Genomic DNA, 17,457 nt, shown 5'->3' with positions numbered 1-17,457 from the left:
TCGGCGCGGGCCCCTCCTCCAGTGTCGGGTGCCCGGCGCCGGTGCACCCGTTCTCGTCGGACGAATTGGACAAGGGGTGTTGTAAAAGAGATGTCGTACAAGAACTCTTGTGGATATTCTCCGGGGCATGGACGACACCACGGACCGATCGCGCGGCGCCCGGGAGATCCAGGACTCCCGGGTGCTCGCCGCCCTCACCCACCCGCTGCGCCGCCGACTGATCGACCTGCTCAAGGTCGACGGCCCCGCCACCGTCGGGCGGCTGGCCGAGCGCACCGAGCAGGCGGTCGGCAACGTCAGCCACCACCTGAGGGTGCTGGCCGAGAGCGGACTGATCGAGGAGGCGCCCGAGTTCGCCCGGGACCGGCGCGAGCGGTGGTGGCGGCTGGCCGACCGCGAACTCAGCTGGACCAGGGCCGACTTCGACGGGGACCCGGTCACCGAGGCGGTCGCCGACGCGGCCGGGTCGATCCTGCTGGAACGCCAGGTCGAGCTGGTCCGCGAGTGGGCGGTGCGGCGCGGCGGCTACCCGCCCGAATGGCGGGACGGCTGCTCGGTGGCCACCCAGACCTGGCTGCGGCTCACCCCGGAGGAGGCCCGGGAGCTGGCGGCCGACCTGCACGCGGTGATCCAGCAGTGGGCGCGGCGGTCGGTGCCCCAGGACGGGCGGGAGCGCGAGACCGTCCTGGCCTTCGCCCACAGCGTCCCGGCGCGCCCGTGACCGCCGTCACCCCGTCCGCGTCGCCCGGCGCGCCCGAAGTCCGCGCCCGCTGGGGCCTGTTCGCCCAGCGGGACTTCCGGCTGCTGTGGGCCGGGCAGACCGTCAGCCGGCTGGGCAGCAGCGTCACCACCGTCGCGCTGCCGCTGGTCGCGGTGCTCACCCTGGACGCCGGGCCGCTCGCCACCGGCCTGCTGACCAGCGCGGTCTGGCTGCCCTGGCTGCTGTTCGGCCTGCCCGCCGGGGTGTGGGTCGGCCGGGCGCCCCGGCGGGCCGTGATGATCGGCTGCAACCTCGGCTCCGCCGCGCTGTTCGCCAGCGTGCCGGTGGCGGACCGGCTCGGGGTGCTCACCCTGGCGCAGCTGCTGGCCGTGGCCTTCCTCAGCGGGGTCTCGGCGGTGTTCTTCGGCGCGGCCGAACAGGCCTACCTGCCCGAACTGGTGGCGCCGGAACACCTGATCGAGGGCAACGCCAAGCTGGAGGGCAGCGGCTCGGCGGCCGAGGTGGCCGGCCGCGGCCTGGCCGGGCTGACCGTCCAACTGCTCGGCGCGGCGGCCGGGTTGCTCATCGACGCGGTGAGCTTCCTGATCGCGGCCGGCACCCTGCTGCGGATCCGCTCCCGGCCGCAGCCGGTGGCCCCCGAGCGGGCGGGCCTGCTCGGACAGGTCCGGGAGGGCCTGTCCTTCCTCCTGCGCGACCCCTACCTGCGGGCCTTCCTGTGCTTCGGTGCGGCGGCGAACTTCGCGCTCATGGGCTACCAGTCGATCCTGGTGCTGTTCCTGGTCCGGGAGGCCGGGATCGCCCCCGGCTGGGTCGGCGCGCTCGCCTCCGCCGCCGCGGTCGGCGGGGTGCTCGGCGCGTCCGCGGCCCGACCGCTGTGCCGCCGGCTGGGCACGGCCCGCGCGGTGCGGACCGTGCTGCTCACCGCCGTACCGCTCGGGCTGCTGATGCCGCTGGCCGCCCCGGGGCTCGGCACGGCGCTGTACGTGGTCGGCGCGCTCGGGGTGGTCGCGGCGGTGGTGCTCTGCAACGTGGTGCTCGGCAGCTTCCGGCAGTCCTACACCCCGCCCGCGCTGCTCACCCGGGTGGCGGCCGGCTCGATGTTCGCCGTCCACGCCACCATCCCGCTCGGCGCCCTGGCCGGCGGCGCGCTGGGCGCGGCGATCGGGCTGCGGACCACCATGTGGGTGATGACCGGTCTGCTGGTACTGGCCGGCACGCTGCCGCTGTTCTCGCCACTGCGCACCCTGCGGGAACTGCCCACGGCGCCCCCGAAGATCGGGAAGATCGTAGGATGAATTCCGTTCCTTCAGGCCCGTTCCCCGACAGCTCGGACAGATCGCCCATGCCGCTTCCCAAGGCCGAACTCCACCTGCACATCGAAGGCACCCTCGAACCCGAGCTGGCCTTCGCCCTCGCCGCCCGCAACTCCGTCACGCTGCCGTACGCCGACACCGAGGCACTGCGGAAGGCGTACTCCTTCAGCGACCTGCAGTCCTTCCTCGACCTCTACTACGCGCTGATGGCCGTGCTGCGCACCGAGCAGGACTTCGCCGACCTCGCGGACGCCTACCTGGCCCGGGCCGCCGAACAGGGTGTGCGGCACGCGGAGATCTTCTTCGACCCCCAGGCGCACACCGCGCGCGGGGTGCCGCTCGGCGTGGTGGTGGACGGTCTGACCCGGGCGCTGTCGCGCAGCGAGGAGCGGTACGGCATCAGCACCCAGCTGATCATGTGCTTCCTGCGCGACGAGTCCGCCGAGTCCGCGCTGGACACCTTCGAGGCCGCCCGCCCGTACTTCGACCGGATCGCCGGCATCGGCCTGGACTCCGCCGAGGTCGGCAACCCGCCCGCGAAGTTCCGCGAGGTCTACCGCCGGGCCGCCGAGGCCGGGCTGCGCCGGGTCGCCCACGCGGGCGAGGAGGGCCCGGCCTCGTACGTCACCGAGGCACTGGACGTCCTCGGCGTCGAGCGGATCGACCACGGGCTGCGCTGCCTGGAGGACGGCGGACTCGTCGCCCGGCTGGTCCGCGAGCAGATCCCGCTCACCCTCTGCCCGCTCTCCAACGTCCGGCTGCGCTGCATCGACACCCTCGCCGACCACCCGCTGCGCGAGATGCTGGACGCCGGCCTGCTGGTCACCGTCAACTCCGACGACCCGGCCTACTTCGGCGGCTACGTCGAGGACAACTTCCGCGCCGTCCGGCAAGCCCTGGCCCTCGACCAGGAGACCCTGCGCCGGCTGGCCGCCAACTCCTTCCGGGCCTCCTTCATCGACGACCGGCGCCGGGCCGAACTCCTGGCCGAGGTCGAGCGGTTCAGGTTCGAACCGGCCGAGGAGTGAGCACGGATCCGGGCGAATGCCCGACCCGGACGGGCTGGTCTCACTAGCCTGTCCGGGTGACCACCCCACCGCCGGAGCAACTGGCTCAGTTCGGTCTGCTGGACCTCGCGGTCGACCTCTCCGTGCCGCAGGTGTACTCGGGCACGGACTTCACGGTGTACCTGCACGTGAAGAACCCGTTCTCGGTGCCGGTCTGGCTCGACGCGGTCGAGCTGAGCCTGCCGACCCAGCTGGAGTGGCGGGCGCCGGAGCAGCCCGAGAAGCCGGCGGAGCCCGCCCTCCCGGAGGGTGAGGTCGAACGGTTGATCGCCGCCATCGGGGACCGCAACGCCCGTCGGCGGCGGTTGGCGGCGGGTCTGTCGTCGCTCCTGCTGTCGACCGAGAAGCGGCTGGAGATCGAGGACGAGATCGCCGCGCTGGACCAGGCGAACGACCGTGACCAGGCCCTGCTCGACGGCACCGGGGACCAACTGCACGTCCGGGCCTACGACGGATCGAGCGTGACCGTGGTCGGAGGGGCTCGGCAGACCCACATCCGCTCGTACGACGGCGCGGCCGTGACGGTGTACCCGGAGCGGTCGGCGGAGCAGGAGCGCGTGCCGCTGGTCGGCTCGCTCCCCCGGGGGACGGCGCTGGAACCAGGGTCGACCGACGTCTGGACCATCCGCCTCGGCACCGGGCGCAGCCCGTTCTTCGTCCCCGCGAGCTACCGCCTGCAGTTCACCGTCGTCTACGGGCTGACCCCGCGACAGGAGATCGCCCCGCCGCCCGGATCGGACCGGGCCGCGTCGGAGCGTCGGCGGGTCCTCTCCAACACCACCGCGCTGACCGTCCCGCTCAAGGCCGCCCTGTGGAACGTGATGACCGGCGGGGTCACCGGTGGCCTGGTCGGCAGCGTGGCCCGCTCGCTCCAGGAGGCGCAGAGCCTGGGCGCGCTGGTCGAGCAGCACCTGGGGACGGCGATGGGCTCCCTGGTGCTGGCCGTGATCCTCAGCGGTGCGGCGATCGTGTTCGCCGCGCGGAAGTCGGAGGCGCCGTCCTTCGTCACGGTCGAGGACTTCTGGGGCGGCGTGCTGGTGGGCTTCCTGGTCGGCTACTCGGGCACCGCCGCGTTCGCCCTGCTCACCGGGGTGTCGACGTAGCGTCGCGGTCCCGGGCGTAGTGCAGCAGGGTCACGCCGTTGGTGAAGCGGTGGGTCTCCAGCAGGGTGAGCGGGACGGGCTGCTCGGTGGGGCGGAACAGCAGGGTGCCGCGGCCGAGGACGACGGGGTGGACGTAGATCCGGAACTCGTCGATCAGGTCTTGGGCCAGGAAGGACTCGGCCAGCTCGGCGCCGCCGAGGGAGAGGTCCCCGCCGGGGCCGGCGGTGAGGGCGGCGACGGTCTCGGGGGTGACCTCGCGGACGACGGTGGTGTTCCAGCCGGCGTGGTCGAGGGTGCGGGAGAAGACGGTCTTCGGCATCGCCCGCCAGATGCCCGCGAACTCCTTCATCGGGCCGTCGGCGGCCGGGTCCCGGTCGGCGGTGGGCCAGAACGCGGCCATCAGCTCGTGGGTGCGCCGGCCGGAGACGAAACCACCCATTCGGGCGAGTACGCGGTTGAAGTGGGTGTGCACCTCGTCGTCGACCCGGTGCCAGCCGAGATCGTGGTCCGGGCCCTCGAAGTAGCCGTCCAGGGAGACGTTGGAGAAGTGGACGATCTTGCGTCGCATGGCGGCCTCGTCAGGGGGAGGGTCCGCCGCCCCCTCGGCTGGGGGTGGTGGGGAGGGGGCGGCGGACGGGGATCAGAGCAAGGTGCTCCAGTAGTACCAGAACCGGTTGAGCACCAGCAGCGCGATCACCGCGTACCAGAGCGCCGGGACGACCCAGTGGTAGCGCACGGCCTCCCGCACCACCGTCCGCGTCCTCGGGCCGACCGGGATCACCCCGGAGCGCAGGTTGTGCAGGGTGGTGTACCAGAACAGCGGGATCATCGCGGCCCACACCACCATGCAGTACGGGCAGAGCGCGCCGATCCGGTACAGCGCCTGGTACATCAGCCAGGTCACGAAGCCGACCCCGAAGACCGTCCCGGCCTGCAGGCCGAGCCAGAACCAGCGCCGGTACGCCGCCCCGGCGAGCAGCCCGGCGCCGATCGCCATCACCACCCCGAAACCGGCCAGGCCGATCAGCGAGTTGGGGAAACCGAAGGCCTCCGCCTGCTCGCTGCGCATGATCGAACCGCAGCTGATGATCGGATTGATGTTGCAGCTGGGGACGTACGACGGGTCCTTCAGCAGCCGGATCTTGTCCAGGGTGAGGACCGTCGAGGCGAACAGGCCGACCGCGCCGCCGATCAGCAGCAGCCAGGCGAACGGGCGGCTCGCGCCGAAGGTCCGCGCGGTGGGGGCGGGTGCGGCGATGGTCACCCGGTCACCTGCTTGACCATCGCGGTGAACTGCTCGGGGGAGGCGGCCTTGCCGTTGGTCAGCACGTCCAGCTTCTTGCCGTCGAGCTTGACGGTCGGGGTGCCGGTGACGTCGCTCTTGTTGAACTCCTCGTTCACCTTGGCCGCCCACGGGGCGTAGGTGCCGTCCTGGACGGCCTTGACGAAGCCGTCGGTCTTCAGGCCGGGGACCTGTCCGGCCAGGTCCAGGAGGTGGTTGACGTCGCCGAAGTCGTCGCTGCGCTCGTCGGGCTGGTTGGCGTACAGCACGTCGTGGAAGGCCTTGAACTTGTCCACGCCCTCGTTCAGCGCGGCGCCGGCGGCGGCCAGCGCGGTGCGCGAGCCCTTGCCGCCGAGGTTCTTGTCCAGGAACGTCGCCAGGTGGTACTCGATCTTGTACGTGCCGTTGTCGGCCAGCTGCTGGACGGTCTTGCCGGTGGTGGTCTCCAACTGCTCGCAGAACGGGCAGCGGAAGTCCTCGTAGATCTCCAGGGTGTGCGGCGCGTCGGCCTTGCCGTAGCTGATCACGGTGCCGTCGGTGCCGCCCGCGTTGGCGGGGACGACCAGTGGGCCGTTCGCCCCGGCGGCCGAGGAGGAACCGGAGGAGCCGCCGACGGCGAAGGCGACACCGGCCGCGAGGGCGAGGACGGTGGCGGAGGCGGCGCCTCCCACCACCCGGCGGCGGATCCGGTCGGAGCGCTCGGCCTGGGCGCGGGCGGCGCGCATGCGGTCGGTGGCGTTGGTCTTCGGGGCGGTCTTGCGGGTGTTGCTCATGGGGTGTCGTCCTGTTGCTCTCGGGCGTACGGGAGTGCGGCACGACCGGCATCGGGTCGGCGCGACGGAGAGACGACCGCTGGGCGAAGGGGCTCAGACGGCCAGGGCGAACACCGGCGGACCGCGCCGGACGGCCGGGCGCACCACCACGTCCTCGGCCGGGACCAGCACGCGGCTGGCCCGGGGGAACGGCACCCGGACCACCGGGCGGCCCGGGACGGGCGCGGCCAGCAGCCGAAGCCAGCGGGCGGCGGCCGGCAGGTGGGAGTGCAGGAACTCGCCCAGCACCTGGAGGGCCCGGGTGAGGCCGCTCAGGGCGGCGTCGGCGCGGCGCAGCCAGAAGGCGCCGGCCAGTGCGATCGCCGTGTGCAGCAGCAGGAGCAGCAGGACGCCGCTCTGCTCGGACACGCCGTGACCGAGCAGGAAGCCGCCGAGCGAGCCGCCGCCGCAGAGCAGCGGGCGGAAGCCCTGCCCGGCGTCGGCGGGCAGGGAGGGGCAGGAGCGCTGCGCCAGGTCGAACAGGGCGCTGACGCCGAGCTGGAGCGGGAGGAACGCCGCCGCGACCGCCGGGTAGCCGCGTTCGCGGCCGGCCAGGGCGAGGGCGAGGGCGAAGACGGCCGCCGCGGCCAGGCCCATCGTGCCGACCGGCAGCGTCCGGCCGGTGACCAGCACCTGGCCCAGCCCGGCGAGCAGCACGACCAGCGCGGCGAAGACCGCCGCGCGGAGCGTCCTGGTGACCGGGCCGATGTCCATGGCATCCGAGTCTGCCACAGGTTGAAAGTGGAACGGTCTTGTCGTCGGCGGGCTGTGAACAGCCTCACCACCCGTGCTGAGCTGGGCTTATGTGGTTCTTATGGGGCGGCGTGGGGTTCGGCGGGGACGTTGTGGGGGTGGCTGTCGGCGGCGCTCACCCGGGCCTCCAGCAAGTCCCGGAAGTGTTCGAGGTCCCCGCGCACCGCGCGCTCGATCGCCCCGGCCTGGGCGAAGCCGCGAGGGCCGCCGAACTCCTGGTGCACGGCCTCCGGGTCGTACTCCACCCGGATCTGCAGTCGGGTGTGCCGGGGGTCGAGCGGCAGCAGCGCGAACGCGCCGCTCAGGTGGACGGAGTCCAGGGTCCGCCAGGCCATCACCCGGCCCCGGCCGCGGTCGGTGATCTCGGTGTCCACCGAGCGTTCGGTGCTGCCGACCAGGACTCCGAGGTGGGCGAGGTTCCGGCCGTGGGGGTGGGCGCTGCGGACGCCGTCGACGAACTGGGGGTAGTCGTGGACGCGGTGCAGTTGCTCCCAGGTGGCGAGGACGGGGGCGGCGATGTCGATCTGTTCCTCAAGGGTGGTCATGGGGGGTTCCTCCGGGGACCAGCCTGCGCTTTGTTGGGGGGTGGGGCAAAGGGGGGCGCTGCGCGGGGCTGGGGGGTGGGGGTGGGCTTTCGGGAGGGTGGGTGGCCGTGGGCGGTTCCGGGGGTGGGCGCTCCGGGGGCTGGATGATTTTCCGACCGCCGACCCTGTGGGCAGATGGCCGGGCGCCGTTGGCGGTCTGAAAATCACCCGTTACGCCCCTCTCCGCACCCACCCCCTCCACCGCCCCCTTCCGCAGCGCGTCCCTCTCGCCTGGGGCGGGTGAGGGGGAGGTGGGGGTGGAGGGGGTGGGTGGGTGCGGGTTGGGGGTGCTGGGGGTGGGTGGGTGCGGGTTGGGGGTGTTGGGTGTGGTGGGCGCGGGGGCTTTGGCCTGCGTGGTCGTGGGGGGTGGGGGAGACTGGGCGCATGCCGGAGTTGCCCGAGGTGGAGGCGCTGTGCGCGTTCCTGGCCGAGCGGTTGACCGGGCGGGAGATCGCTCGGGTGCAGCCGGTCGCGATCAGTGCGTTGAAGACGTATGACCCGCCGGTGACGGCCCTGGAGGGGCGGGTGGTGGGGGCGGTGGGGCGGCGGGGGAAGTTCTTGGACGTGGAGGTGGGCGGGCTGCACCTGGTGGTTCATTTGGCGCGGGCAGGGTGGTTGCGGTGGCGGGATGTCCTGCCGGTGGAGCCGCCGCGGCCGGGGGCGAGGAATCCGTTGGCGGTGCGGGTGCGGCTGGTGGGGGAGGCCGGGGACGGGTTCGACCTGACCGAGGCGGGGACGAAGAAGGGGCTCGCCGTCTATGTGGTGAGGGATCCGGCGGAGGTGCCGGGGGTGGCCAGGTTGGGGCCGGATCCGTTGGATCCGGGGTTCGGGGTGGAGGAGTTCGCCGCTCTGTTGCGGGGCGAGCGGCGTCGGCTCAAGGGGGTGTTGCGGGACCAGAGCGTGTTGGCGGGGGTGGGCAACGCCTATTCGGACGAGGTGTTGCACGTGGCGCGGATGTCGCCGTACAAGTTGGCGTCGAGCTTGACGGAGGAGGAGACGGCGCGGCTGTACGAGGCGCTCGGGGGCACACTGCGGGATGCGGTGGAGCGGTCGCGCGGGTTGGCGGCGGGGGAGCTGAAGGCGGAGAAGAAGCTGGGGATGCGGGTGCACGGGCGGACGGGCCTGCCCTGTCCGGTGTGCGGGGACACGGTGCGGGAGGTGTCCTTCGCGGACTCGTCGTTGCAGTACTGCCCGACCTGTCAGACCGGGGGCAAGCCGTTGGCGGACCGGCGGATGTCGCGGCTGTTGAAGTGAGACCGGCGTCAACAGCCGCGACGGGGGTTTCAGCGCTTGATGGCGACGCCGCCCCAGTAGTAGGCGGCCTTGGGGTCGGCCGGGGGCTCGCCGTCCGGGCGCCAGGCGAGCACCGGGGAGAGGCCCGGCTCGACCAGGTCCCAGCCGTCGAAGAAGCGCAGCACGTCGTCGTAGCCGCGGGGGACCAGGGTCATCCCGCCGGCCCGGGCGGCTTCGGCGACCTTGCCGACCGCCTCCGGGGCGAAGTCCGCGGTGGGGGTGGTGAGGGCGATGCAGCTGCCGGCGGGCAGGGCGTCGCGCAGGGCGGCGACCCGGCCCCACGGGTCGTCCTCGTCGGCGATCAGCATCAGGACGGCGATCATCAGCAGGCCGACCGGCTGGGTGAGGTCCAGCGTGGAGGTGAGCGCCGGGTCGGCGAAGAGCTCCTCGGGCTTGCGCAGGTCGGCGTGGATGTAGGTGGTGCGGCTGGCCGGGCTGGAGACCATCAGGGCGCGGGCGTGGGCGAGCACGATCGGGTCGTTGTCGACGTAGACGACGCGGGTGCCGGGGCTGACGGCCTCGGCGATCTCGTGGGTGTTCGGCGAGGTGGGGATGCCGGTGCCGAGGTCGAGGAACTGGCGGATGCCGTGCTCCTGGGCCAGGTGGCGGACGGCCCGGCCCTGGAAGGCGCGGTTGGCCCTGGCCATCTCCTTGACGCTCGGGACGGCCTCCTCGATGGCCTGGCCCATGGCGCGGTCCGGCGGGAAGTTGGTCTTGCCGCCCAGCCAGTAGTCGTAGACCCGTGCGGAGTGCGGAGTGGTGGTGTCGACGCCGAAACGTTCCCACTGGCTCGGCTCGGCGGCGTCCTCGTCCTGCGGGCCCTGCTGGGGAAAGTCCTGACTTGTCGTCATGGCCACGTCCTCTGATGGCAGATCATCACACTGGTGGACGCACAGCGTAGCGGTCCTGGGGGGAGGTGTGCCGGTGGGCCGTCAGAGTGGTGATCGGGGCCGTCCGGGGTGCCCGAGGAGAGGGCCGGTGGGCAGCGGGGCAAGCATCAAGAATGCTGTCTGATCGTCAGATTAAGTTGTCGGTGACCTCTCGGATCACCTCGCGCAGGCTGTTGATGGTGGCGGCCGGGATGTCATTGCTCGGCGGTGCCGCCGCCTGTAAGAGCCCCTGGGCCACCACTGCTGCTCCGGAGGGGCGGACGGAGGTCCTGGCGACGGAGACGCCCGGGGCTCCGGTGCCCTCGGCGGCGGCCTCCCCCACGTCGTCCTCTCCGACGCCCTCCCCGGTGCCGCCGTCCGCCAGTCCTTCGGTCGCGCCGACCGTCCAGCCCGTCCGCAAGGCGCTCAGCGAGGCGGAGAGCAAGCCGGTGTACGACCTGGACCCGGCCCAGCGGGTGGTGGCGCTCACCATCGACGACGGGCCGGACCCCCGGTACACGCCCCAGGTGCTGGCGCTGCTCCAGCAGCACGGGATCCGGGCGACCTTCTTCCTGATCGGCGAGAACGCCGTCGAGCACCCGGCCCTGGTGAAGGAGATCGCGGACCGGGGCCACCACATCGCCAACCACACCTGGACCCATCCGGATCTGCGGCACATGTCGGAGGGCGCGGTCCGGGACGAGCTGGAACGCACCTCGGACCTGCTGCACCGGACCACCGGGCGGCTGCCCACCTGGTTCCGGGCGCCGGGCGGGGACTTCTCGCCGGTGTCGCTGCGGGTGGCCGCCGACCTGGGGCTGCGGAACATGTCCTGGTCGGTGGATCCGCGGGACTGGTCCCGGCCTGGGACGTCGTCGATCATCGACACCGTGCTCAAGGAGGTGCGGCCCGGGTCGATCGTGCTCAACCACGACGGCGGCGGGGACCGCTCGCAGACGGTGGCGGCGCTGAAGGCGTACCTGCCGGTGCTGATCGACTCGGGGTACCTCTTCACGGCGCCGCCGAACTGACATATGAATATCCGGGGGTTGGAAATTGAATATCGGCGGGGGTCGATATGTGGGTCGGGTAGCGGGTTTGCTGTTTAAACCACTCGAATGGGTGGATTAGAAGAAGCGTTTCTGCGGATTTCGGGCCTTTAGGGTGATCTCGCACCAGTTCGCCAGGTACCCCCGAGTACCACCTGAAAGGCCCTTTCCTATGCGTCTTCGCAATGCCGTGCTCGCCGTCGCCAGCGCCGCCGCCCTCGTCCTCGCCGTTCCGATGTCCGCCAATGCCGCCATCGGCGATTTCCTCTACAAGATCGGCCCGGGCGTGGAGACCGGCATCGCCGACCCCGAGAGCGGGAAGTGCATCGACCTGCCCGGGACGAGCGATGTGGATCCGGGTTTCGCGCCCGACAACCGCACCCGGTCGACGGCCACCGTCTTCCTGGACTTCGGCTGCCAGGGCGACGTCTTCTTCGTGATGGAGCCCGGCAAGCGGTTCGGTAAGCGGCTGCAGCTGCGCTCGGTGGTCTTCTCCTGAGCCGGGTGGCCCGGGCCGGACGGTCGGCGTAGCGTCGAACTGTCCGGCCCGGTCGCCGGCGCCTCGTCGTGCCCTCGTGGGCTGGCTGTGCCCGTGGTCGGGCGTCGCGGTCTGGGGAGAGCGAAGGAGGGCCTGGGATGACCGGCAACGGTTACGCGCATCCTGAGGCGCTGATCGGCACGGAGTGGCTGGCCCGCCATCTGGACGACGGGACGGTTCGGGTGGTCGAGGTCGACGAGGACAGCAGCGCGTACGAGCGGGACCACATTCCGGGTGCGGTCGGCTGGAACTGGACCACCGACCTGCACAGTCAGGTCGGGCGGGACTACGCGGACCGGGGGGCCGTCCAGCACCTGCTGCGGGCGGCCGGGGTGGAGGACGACACCACCGTGGTGCTGTACGGCGGCAACAACAACTGGTTCGCCGCGTACGCGTTCTGGCTGTTGCGGTTGCGGGGGTTCGGGCCGGTGAAGCTGCTGGACGGCGGGCGCAAGAAGTGGGAGCTGGAGGGGCGGGAGCTCACCCACGAGGTGATGGACTACCAGCACAGCCCGTATGTGCTGACCGGGCCGGAGCGGCCGGAGCTGCGGGCCCTGCGGGACGAGGTGCTGGCCAAGGCGGAGGTGTTCGCCAAGCCCGGCGCGGACTCGGTGCTGGTGGACGTGCGCTCCCCGGCGGAGTTCCGGGGCGAGCTGATCGCGCCACCCCATCTGCCGCAGGAGCAGGCCCAGGTGCCCGGGCACATCCCCGGGGCGGTGAACGTGCCCTGGTCGCAGGCGGCCAACGACGACGGCTCGTTCCGTTCGGCGGAGGAGCTGCGGGCGCTGTACGGGGGCAAGGGCGTCGGGCCGGAGCGCGAGGTGATCGCCTACTGCCGGATCGGCGAGCGGTCGGCGCACACCTGGTTCGCGCTCACCGAGCTGCTGGGGTACCAGCACGTGAAGAACTACGACGGCTCCTGGACGGAGTACGGCTCGCTGGTGCGGGCGCCGGTGGTGCTCGGGGCCTGAGGCGGCGCCGGTGGGGCGGGTGGGGCATGTGACGGTGGTGGGGCGCCGTCATTTCGGCGCGTTTCTTTTCATGAACATCTCATAGTTGGGGAGTGGACCGCGGGCCGCCGGGACAAGGATCGATCCGACCCGATCGTTCCGGTGATCCTGGAGGACCACGTTGCGCAAGAGACTGATCGTCTCCGCGGCCAGTGCCCTGAGCCTGTTCCTGGCCGTCCCCGCCTCGGCAGCCGACTTCCAACCCGGCGCGGCCGGGATCGGCGACCCCTACTACCCGACCTACGGCAACGGCGGCTACCGCGTCTCGCACTACGACATCCGGCTGAAGTACCAGCCCGCGACCGACGAGCTGGAGGGCACCACCACCATCCTGGCCACGGCGACCCAGGACCTCTCCCGGTTCGACCTGGACTTCGCGCTGAACGTCTCCGAGGTGCGGGTCAACGGGCGGCTCGCGACCTTCGCCACCAGCGGCGAGCAGGAGCTGCAGATCACCCCGGCCCGGCCGCTGGCCAAGGGCAGCCAGGCCACCGTGGTGGTCCGGTACAAGGGCGTGCCGTCGGAGGTCAAGAAGTACGGCTTCACCGCCTGGCACCGCACTCCGGACGGCGCGGTGGCGGCCGACGAGCCCGAGGCGGCCTGGTGGTGGTTCCCGAGCAACGACCACCCGAGCGACAAGGCCACGTACGACGTCTCGGTGCTGGTGCCGGACGGCAACCAGGTGATCAGCAACGGCGTCCTGACCGGCACCAGCTCGCAGGCCGGGTGGACCCGCTACAGCTGGCGCGAGAACAAGCCCCAGGCGACCTATCTGGCCACGCTCGCCGTCGGGAAGTTCGACATCACCACCGACACCACCGCGAGCGGGGTGCCGGTCTACAACGCGTACAGCAGGGACCTCGGCGAGAACGCGGACGCGGCCCGGGCCAGTGTGGAGCGCACCGGCGAGCTGGTGGACTGGCTGAGCGGCTACTTCGGCGACTACCCGTTCAGCTCGGTCGGCGGCTACGTGCCCAACGTCCCGACCGGCTACGCCCTGGAGACCCAGACCCGGGTCTTCTACAGCCCCAAGCAGTTCGCCAAGGGCACCAACACCTCGGTGGTCGTGCACGAGCTGGCCCACCAGTGGTACGGCGACAGCGTCTCGCTCTCGCGCTGGAGCGACATCTGGCTGAACGAGGGCTTCGCCCGGTACGCCCAGCTGCTCTGGTCCGAGCACGAGAACGAGGGCACCGCGCAGGAGCTGGCCGACTACATCTACGCCTCGCACCCGGCCGACGACGCGTTCTGGACCGTCAAGCCCGGCGACCCGGGCCCGGACAACCAGTTCGCCACCGCCGTGTACGACCGGGGCGCGGTGGCCATCCAGGCGCTGCGCAACACCGTCGGGGACGAGAAGTTCTTCCGGATCCTCAAGGGCTGGCCCACCGAGCGCAAGTACGGAAACGCGACCATCGCGGAGTTCCAGGCCTACGCGGAGAAGGTGTCCGGGCAGAAGCTCGGGGACCTCTTCACGACCTGGCTGTTCACCGCTGCCAAGCCGGCGGTGGGGCCGGTGGCGCCGGGCACCCCGGCGGCGGCTGCCTCGCTGGCGCCGGGGGCGCGGGACGACGCCCGGGCGCTGGTGGAGCCGAAGTCGTGGAAGAAGATCGAGGAGACCAACTCCGTCCACGACGCGGGGCGTTGACGCCCGGGATCGTGGTGCGGTGACGGGTGTGGTCCGGGAGGCCCTAGGTCCGGTCCGGCAAGATCGGCCGGACAGGGCCTGGGGCACGGGAGCGCGAACGGGGGCCGGGCCACACCGCTCAGGAGCCGTCCGCCGCCAGCAGTTCGGTCAGGCGGCGGACGGCGAAGGGTATGAGCTCGCGGACCGGGACGAGGCGGCAGGGCGCGTTGCCGACCAGCACCTCGCGGATGCCGGCCAGCTCCTCGAACTCCCGGCCCACCACCGGGAAGTGGGTGTCGTTGTCGTCGCCCACGTCGGGCGCCTCGATCCAGACCCGCTCGCCCTGGATGGCCATCGGGAAGCGGCGGAGCTTCAGCCGGCGGTTGGGCGCGAAGGTCTCCGCGTAGTGCAGGAAGGTGTTGCGGTTGTGGCCGACGCCGACCAGCAGCACGTACCCGCCGAGGTCGTGCAGCGCACCGAAGGGTGACTCCCGGCCGACGGCGAAGCCCAGCGAGCGGCGGGCCGTCACCTCCCGGGCGTGGGCGCCGACGGCGGCGACCGAGGCCTGCGGATGGGTGCTGCGCAGGCTCTGCGGCAGGGCGCGCAGCGTCTCGGCTATCGCGCCCATCGGGGACGGCAGATCGGGGTGGAACAGCGGGACCCGGGAGCGGAGTTCGGCGACCTCGGGGGTGGGCAGGCCGGCGTGGCCCGGCGCCGGGTCGCAGACCGTGGAGCCGGTGAAGGCGGGCACGGCCACCGTGCCGCCCGGCCCGACGGCCTCGCGCAGACTGGCCACCACGGCGGCGGCCCCGCCCTCGACCCGGCCGAGGCTGGACAGCGAGGAGTGCACGATCAGCGCCATGCCGGGGCGGACGCCGACGCGGTGCCAGCCGTCCACGAGGTCGGCGGTGGTGAGCGGGCTGGTGCCCGGAGTGGTCATGGTCCCCCCTGGTGGCGGTGGTGCTGGGCGGTTCTGCGTGCGCTGGGTCTGGCTGGGTCTGCTGGGCGTACTGGGCGTGCTGATGCCGGTTCGTACCGGTGTGGTGCGATTGTTCGGGCCCGACCCTAGCGGGTGGCACTGACAATCGGTCAGGAGGGGGTGCCGTGCGTCAGTCCTCTACGAGGATCCGCACGGGCTCCAGGCTAGGGTCCGGGTCAACCCGTTTGTTCGCTGGCCGGCCGCGTACCGTCCCCGGGGGCGGCCGAGGACGGTACGGGCTGGGCAGGTGCGGTGGTGGTCACGCCGGGACGGCGGCGCCTGACGTGGCGGCCTCGGTGAGGATCAGCTGCTCGACGCCGCGCAGGAAGCGCTCCATCGCCGGGCGCGGGAGCACGGCCGGGTCGGCGGTCATGGCCAGGCTGAGGGCCTCCGGGGACTGCAGGGCGTCCAGGGCGTAGGTCAGGCCGGGGCGGGGCTCGAACTCCACCGGCCAGCTGAGGGTGGTGCCGTCCTCGCCCGGGTCGGGGGCGGCCGGGAGCAGCTCGCGGGTGTCGTTGAAGACGCAGGAGCGGTCGGCGAGCGGCACGCCCTCGGCGGTGAGCCGCTCGGTCTCGGCGGCCAGGGCGAGCTTGTCGAAGTACGCGTGCCGGTAGGTGCCGATGGCGGCGGCGTGGGTGCGGCGCACGACCTCGCCGAACTCGGCGGTGGCGTCCGGGAGATGGAACAGGCCGTCGCCCGCGACCACGCTCACCGCGTTGGTCAGCTCGGGCAGGAAGCGGTTGTTGACCACGACGTGGAGCACCGCGTCGGAGCGGCCGGCCAGCCGGGCGGTCATCGCGGCGGTGGCCGCCAGCAGGACCGAGGAGGTGCTCACCCGGTGCGCGGCGGCGACCAGTTCGACCGCGCGGGGCAGGGCGGGGGAGCGCAGGACGGCATTGGGGAAGCGGGCCGACGGCGCCCCGGCCGCCGCGGGCTGCGGGAACAGCCGCGGCGGGCCGAGCCGGAGCTTGCGCAGGACCTGCTTGCGGGCCGCCTCGTCGCGGCGCCGGCCGCGCTCGGAGGCCTGGAACCCGGCCTCCTCCAGGGGCTGTTGGGCCGGTGTGCGGAGCCCGGCGAGCTCGGTGGGGGAGGTGCCGAGGCTGAGGGCGGTCAGGTCGGCGACCAGGCGGCTCATCCCCGAGCCGTCGACGGCGGTGTGCGAGAGCACCAGGCTGAGGTGCCGGGCCAGGCCGTCGGCCGTCACCACGCCGACCCGGAGCGGCCAGTGGGCGGCGGTGTCGAAGGGGCGCCCGGCCAGCTCCCGGTGCAGCCGGGCGCCGGTCCCGGCCGGGTCGGCGCCGTCCGTCACCGGCTCCACCTCGACGGTCAGCACCCCGGCCGGGTCGACGACTTGCTCCAGTCGACCGTCGGGCGTCGGGCGCAGCCGGGTGTGCAGCGAGTCGTGCAGGTGCAGCAGCCGCTCCAGCGCGTCGAGCAGGACGGGCAGCGGCAGGCCCGGGTCCAGCGGGGCGGCGGTGGCGATGTTGTAGCGCGGGGCGTCGGCCGGGGGCAGCCGGCGGACGGCGTCCCAGATGGCCCGCTGGCCCCAGGTGGCCGGTCCGGAGCCGGACCGGCCGGACGAGAACGCGATCTCCAGCAGTTGGCGAGTGGTCACCGTGTGGCTCTCCGATGTGCGGTGGGTCGGTGCGTCGGTGCCGGTGCGTTGGGAGCGCGGGTGCTGCTGGGGAGAGTGTGGCGCACCGCCGCCGGGGCGTCGAGAGCGCCGACCGGCACCCGGAGGCCGTCCCGGCGGGCCAGGTTCGCGGAGCTGACCCGCGAGACCTGGTGAGGCCCTGGTGGCCGGCGTCACGGCGTCCGATCGTCGGTGCCGGGGGCGGAGGCCGTTTCGGGGGCGGGGTCTGGCTCTGGGTCGCTCTCGGGGTGGCCGGGCCGGGTCGCCGAGGTGGCGGATCAGCCGGCGCAGCTGCTCGCCGTAGTAGCGCTCGAACTCCGGGTCGTCCGGGGCCAGGCCGCTGGCCTCCCGGGCGGTCTGCGGGAGCATCACGGGGGCCAGGATCATGCCCAGCACGGCGAGCCGGACGAACCCCGGGCCGAGATCAACGACGCCACCCCGCAGCTCAACGTGGCGTAGCGGGTCGGCGGCTCGGTCGGCACCGCCGTCTTCGTGGTGGTGCTCCAGCAGCACCTCGCCGGCCGGACCGACCCGGCCGCGCAGGCGAGCGCCTTCGGCGACACCTTCTGGTGGGTCTTCGGCGCCGCGGTGCCGGCCGTGCTGCCGACCCTGCTGATGGCGGCCGTCGAACGCCGCCACCAGCGGGACCGGCCGCCCGGCGAGCCCTCCGCCCCGCACCTCGGGACGAGGGCGAGCCGGTCTGAGGCCACCGCCGGGTGCGCTCAGGGGTAGGGGTCCCGCCTTCTCCTGGCGTGCCGGACGGGGGGCCGCCGTCCCACGGGGCGACCGCCGACTGGGGGTCGATCACCCGGCGGATCATGGTG

Annotated in this window: 19 protein-coding genes; 11 read left to right on the top strand and 8 right to left on the bottom strand. The window is 72.7% G+C overall.

The features are described 5' to 3' along the window. The first annotated feature begins 127 nt into the window (after positions 1-127). The 4 genes from ACZ47G_RS06675 to ACZ47G_RS06660 are packed head-to-tail and all read left to right on the top strand — an operon-like array spanning position 128 to position 4,204. The gene (locus ACZ47G_RS06675; RefSeq protein ID WP_465740369.1) at positions 128-721 is read left to right on the top strand and encodes an ArsR/SmtB family transcription factor; all 594 of its coding nucleotides are present in this window, start codon (positions 128-130) and stop codon (positions 719-721) included. Further along, the gene (locus ACZ47G_RS06670) at positions 718-2,016 is read left to right on the top strand and encodes an MFS transporter (RefSeq protein WP_465740368.1); all 1,299 of its coding nucleotides are present in this window, start codon (positions 718-720) and stop codon (positions 2,014-2,016) included. The genes ACZ47G_RS06675 and ACZ47G_RS06670 overlap by 4 nt, the downstream gene beginning before the upstream one ends. Positions 2,017-2,063: 47 nt before the next feature. Next, positions 2,064-3,062, top strand: coding sequence for an adenosine deaminase (locus tag ACZ47G_RS06665; protein ID WP_465740367.1), 999 nt, complete (start codon positions 2,064-2,066; stop codon positions 3,060-3,062). 56 nt (positions 3,063-3,118) lie between these two features. Further along, positions 3,119-4,204 carry a hypothetical protein gene (locus ACZ47G_RS06660; RefSeq protein WP_465740366.1) on the top strand — a complete coding sequence of 362 codons (1,086 nt, stop codon included), beginning with the start codon at positions 3,119-3,121 and terminating at the stop codon, positions 4,202-4,204. Here the strand turns inward: ACZ47G_RS06660 and ACZ47G_RS06655 are convergent. From ACZ47G_RS06655 to ACZ47G_RS06635, 5 genes are all read right to left on the bottom strand, one after another. Continuing rightward, complete coding sequence (locus ACZ47G_RS06655) at positions 4,185-4,772, bottom strand: dihydrofolate reductase family protein (RefSeq protein WP_465740365.1); 588 nt, start codon at positions 4,770-4,772, stop codon at positions 4,185-4,187. The two genes, ACZ47G_RS06660 and ACZ47G_RS06655, sit on opposite strands and share 20 nt — an antisense overlap. A 72-nt stretch (positions 4,773-4,844) precedes the next feature. After that, the gene (locus ACZ47G_RS06650) at positions 4,845-5,468 is read right to left on the bottom strand and encodes a vitamin K epoxide reductase family protein (protein ID WP_465740364.1); all 624 of its coding nucleotides are present in this window, start codon (positions 5,466-5,468) and stop codon (positions 4,845-4,847) included. Further along, the gene (locus ACZ47G_RS06645; protein ID WP_465740363.1) at positions 5,465-6,259 is read right to left on the bottom strand and encodes a DsbA family protein; all 795 of its coding nucleotides are present in this window, start codon (positions 6,257-6,259) and stop codon (positions 5,465-5,467) included. Before ACZ47G_RS06645 ends, ACZ47G_RS06650 begins: the two co-directional genes overlap by 4 nt. A gap of 93 nt (positions 6,260-6,352) precedes the next feature. Next, positions 6,353-7,030, bottom strand: a complete 678-nt coding sequence (locus tag ACZ47G_RS06640) for a hypothetical protein (RefSeq protein ID WP_465740362.1) — start codon at positions 7,028-7,030, stop codon at positions 6,353-6,355. An 80-nt stretch (positions 7,031-7,110) separates the two neighbouring features. Then, positions 7,111-7,596 (bottom strand): SRPBCC family protein, encoded by a 486-nt coding sequence (locus ACZ47G_RS06635; RefSeq protein WP_465740361.1) that lies wholly within the window; start codon positions 7,594-7,596, stop codon positions 7,111-7,113. Positions 7,597-8,019: 423 nt separating this feature from the next. Between ACZ47G_RS06635 and ACZ47G_RS06630 the strand changes: the two genes are divergently transcribed. Next, positions 8,020-8,889: an Fpg/Nei family DNA glycosylase gene (locus tag ACZ47G_RS06630; RefSeq protein ID WP_465740360.1), complete on the top strand. Its 870-nt coding sequence runs from the start codon at positions 8,020-8,022 to the stop codon at positions 8,887-8,889. 29 nt (positions 8,890-8,918) lie between these two features. Here ACZ47G_RS06630 and ACZ47G_RS06625 read toward each other — a convergent pair whose 3' ends face one another. Then, positions 8,919-9,779 carry an SAM-dependent methyltransferase gene (locus tag ACZ47G_RS06625; protein WP_465740359.1) on the bottom strand — a complete coding sequence of 287 codons (861 nt, stop codon included), beginning with the start codon at positions 9,777-9,779 and terminating at the stop codon, positions 8,919-8,921. A gap of 182 nt (positions 9,780-9,961) precedes the next feature. On the opposite strand from ACZ47G_RS06625, the gene ACZ47G_RS06620 reads away from it, so the two are divergent. The 4 genes from ACZ47G_RS06620 to ACZ47G_RS06605 all read left to right on the top strand — a co-directional run bounded on the left by ACZ47G_RS06620 (position 9,962) and on the right by ACZ47G_RS06605 (position 14,042). Continuing rightward, positions 9,962-10,828, top strand: coding sequence for a polysaccharide deacetylase family protein (locus tag ACZ47G_RS06620; protein ID WP_465740358.1), 867 nt, complete (start codon positions 9,962-9,964; stop codon positions 10,826-10,828). A 190-nt stretch (positions 10,829-11,018) separates the two neighbouring features. Continuing rightward, positions 11,019-11,345 (top strand): hypothetical protein, encoded by a 327-nt coding sequence (locus tag ACZ47G_RS06615; RefSeq protein ID WP_465740357.1) that lies wholly within the window; start codon positions 11,019-11,021, stop codon positions 11,343-11,345. 137 nt (positions 11,346-11,482) lie between these two features. After that, on the top strand, positions 11,483-12,355 hold the full coding sequence (locus ACZ47G_RS06610) for a sulfurtransferase (RefSeq protein WP_465740356.1): 873 nt from the start codon (positions 11,483-11,485) through the stop codon (positions 12,353-12,355). 160 nt (positions 12,356-12,515) lie between these two features. Next, positions 12,516-14,042 carry a M1 family metallopeptidase gene (locus ACZ47G_RS06605; RefSeq protein ID WP_465740355.1) on the top strand — a complete coding sequence of 509 codons (1,527 nt, stop codon included), beginning with the start codon at positions 12,516-12,518 and terminating at the stop codon, positions 14,040-14,042. Between the two features lie 118 nt (positions 14,043-14,160). On the opposite strand, the gene ACZ47G_RS06600 is transcribed toward ACZ47G_RS06605, so the two are convergent. Together ACZ47G_RS06600 and ACZ47G_RS06595 are read right to left on the bottom strand one after the other, a co-directional pair. Further along, a complete protein-coding gene (locus tag ACZ47G_RS06600; protein ID WP_465740354.1) occupies positions 14,161-14,961 on the bottom strand; it encodes an AAC(3) family N-acetyltransferase in 801 nt (266 codons plus the stop codon). A 298-nt stretch (positions 14,962-15,259) separates the two neighbouring features. Beyond that, positions 15,260-16,615, bottom strand: coding sequence for a condensation domain-containing protein (locus ACZ47G_RS06595; RefSeq protein ID WP_465740353.1), 1,356 nt, complete (start codon positions 16,613-16,615; stop codon positions 15,260-15,262). Between the two features lie 288 nt (positions 16,616-16,903). Here ACZ47G_RS06595 and ACZ47G_RS06590 point away from each other — a divergent pair, with 288 nt between their 5' ends. Together ACZ47G_RS06590 and ACZ47G_RS06585 are read left to right on the top strand one after the other, a co-directional pair. Beyond that, positions 16,904-17,092, top strand: coding sequence for a hypothetical protein (locus ACZ47G_RS06590; RefSeq protein WP_465740352.1), 189 nt, complete (start codon positions 16,904-16,906; stop codon positions 17,090-17,092). Positions 17,093-17,125: 33 nt separating this feature from the next. Then, positions 17,126-17,365, top strand: coding sequence for a hypothetical protein (locus ACZ47G_RS06585; protein ID WP_465740351.1), 240 nt, complete (start codon positions 17,126-17,128; stop codon positions 17,363-17,365). Positions 17,366-17,457 lie beyond the last annotated feature (92 nt).

The sequence above is a fragment of the Kitasatospora sp. NPDC030952 genome (assembly GCF_055571335.1).
The sequence above is the reverse complement of the archived record's forward strand: the minus strand, read 5'-3'. Positions and strand labels throughout refer to the sequence as shown.

Excerpts from the sequence above, each read along its gene's own strand:
- ACZ47G_RS06635 (WP_465740361.1), bottom strand. The coding sequence starts at position 7,596 with ATGACCACCCTTGAGGAACAGATCGACATCGCCGCCCCCGTCCTCGCC.
- ACZ47G_RS06610 (WP_465740356.1), top strand. The coding sequence starts at position 11,483 with ATGACCGGCAACGGTTACGCGCATCCTGAGGCGCTGATCGGCACGGAG.
- ACZ47G_RS06645 (WP_465740363.1), bottom strand. The coding sequence starts at position 6,259 with ATGAGCAACACCCGCAAGACCGCCCCGAAGACCAACGCCACCGACCGC.
- ACZ47G_RS06655 (WP_465740365.1), bottom strand. The coding sequence starts at position 4,772 with ATGCGACGCAAGATCGTCCACTTCTCCAACGTCTCCCTGGACGGCTAC.
- ACZ47G_RS06600 (WP_465740354.1), bottom strand. The coding sequence starts at position 14,961 with ATGACCACTCCGGGCACCAGCCCGCTCACCACCGCCGACCTCGTGGAC.
- ACZ47G_RS06615 (WP_465740357.1), top strand. The coding sequence starts at position 11,019 with ATGCGTCTTCGCAATGCCGTGCTCGCCGTCGCCAGCGCCGCCGCCCTC.
- ACZ47G_RS06625 (WP_465740359.1), bottom strand. The coding sequence starts at position 9,779 with ATGACGACAAGTCAGGACTTTCCCCAGCAGGGCCCGCAGGACGAGGAC.
- ACZ47G_RS06630 (WP_465740360.1), top strand. The coding sequence starts at position 8,020 with ATGCCGGAGTTGCCCGAGGTGGAGGCGCTGTGCGCGTTCCTGGCCGAG.
- ACZ47G_RS06675 (WP_465740369.1), top strand. The coding sequence starts at position 128 with ATGGACGACACCACGGACCGATCGCGCGGCGCCCGGGAGATCCAGGAC.
- ACZ47G_RS06665 (WP_465740367.1), top strand. The coding sequence starts at position 2,064 with ATGCCGCTTCCCAAGGCCGAACTCCACCTGCACATCGAAGGCACCCTC.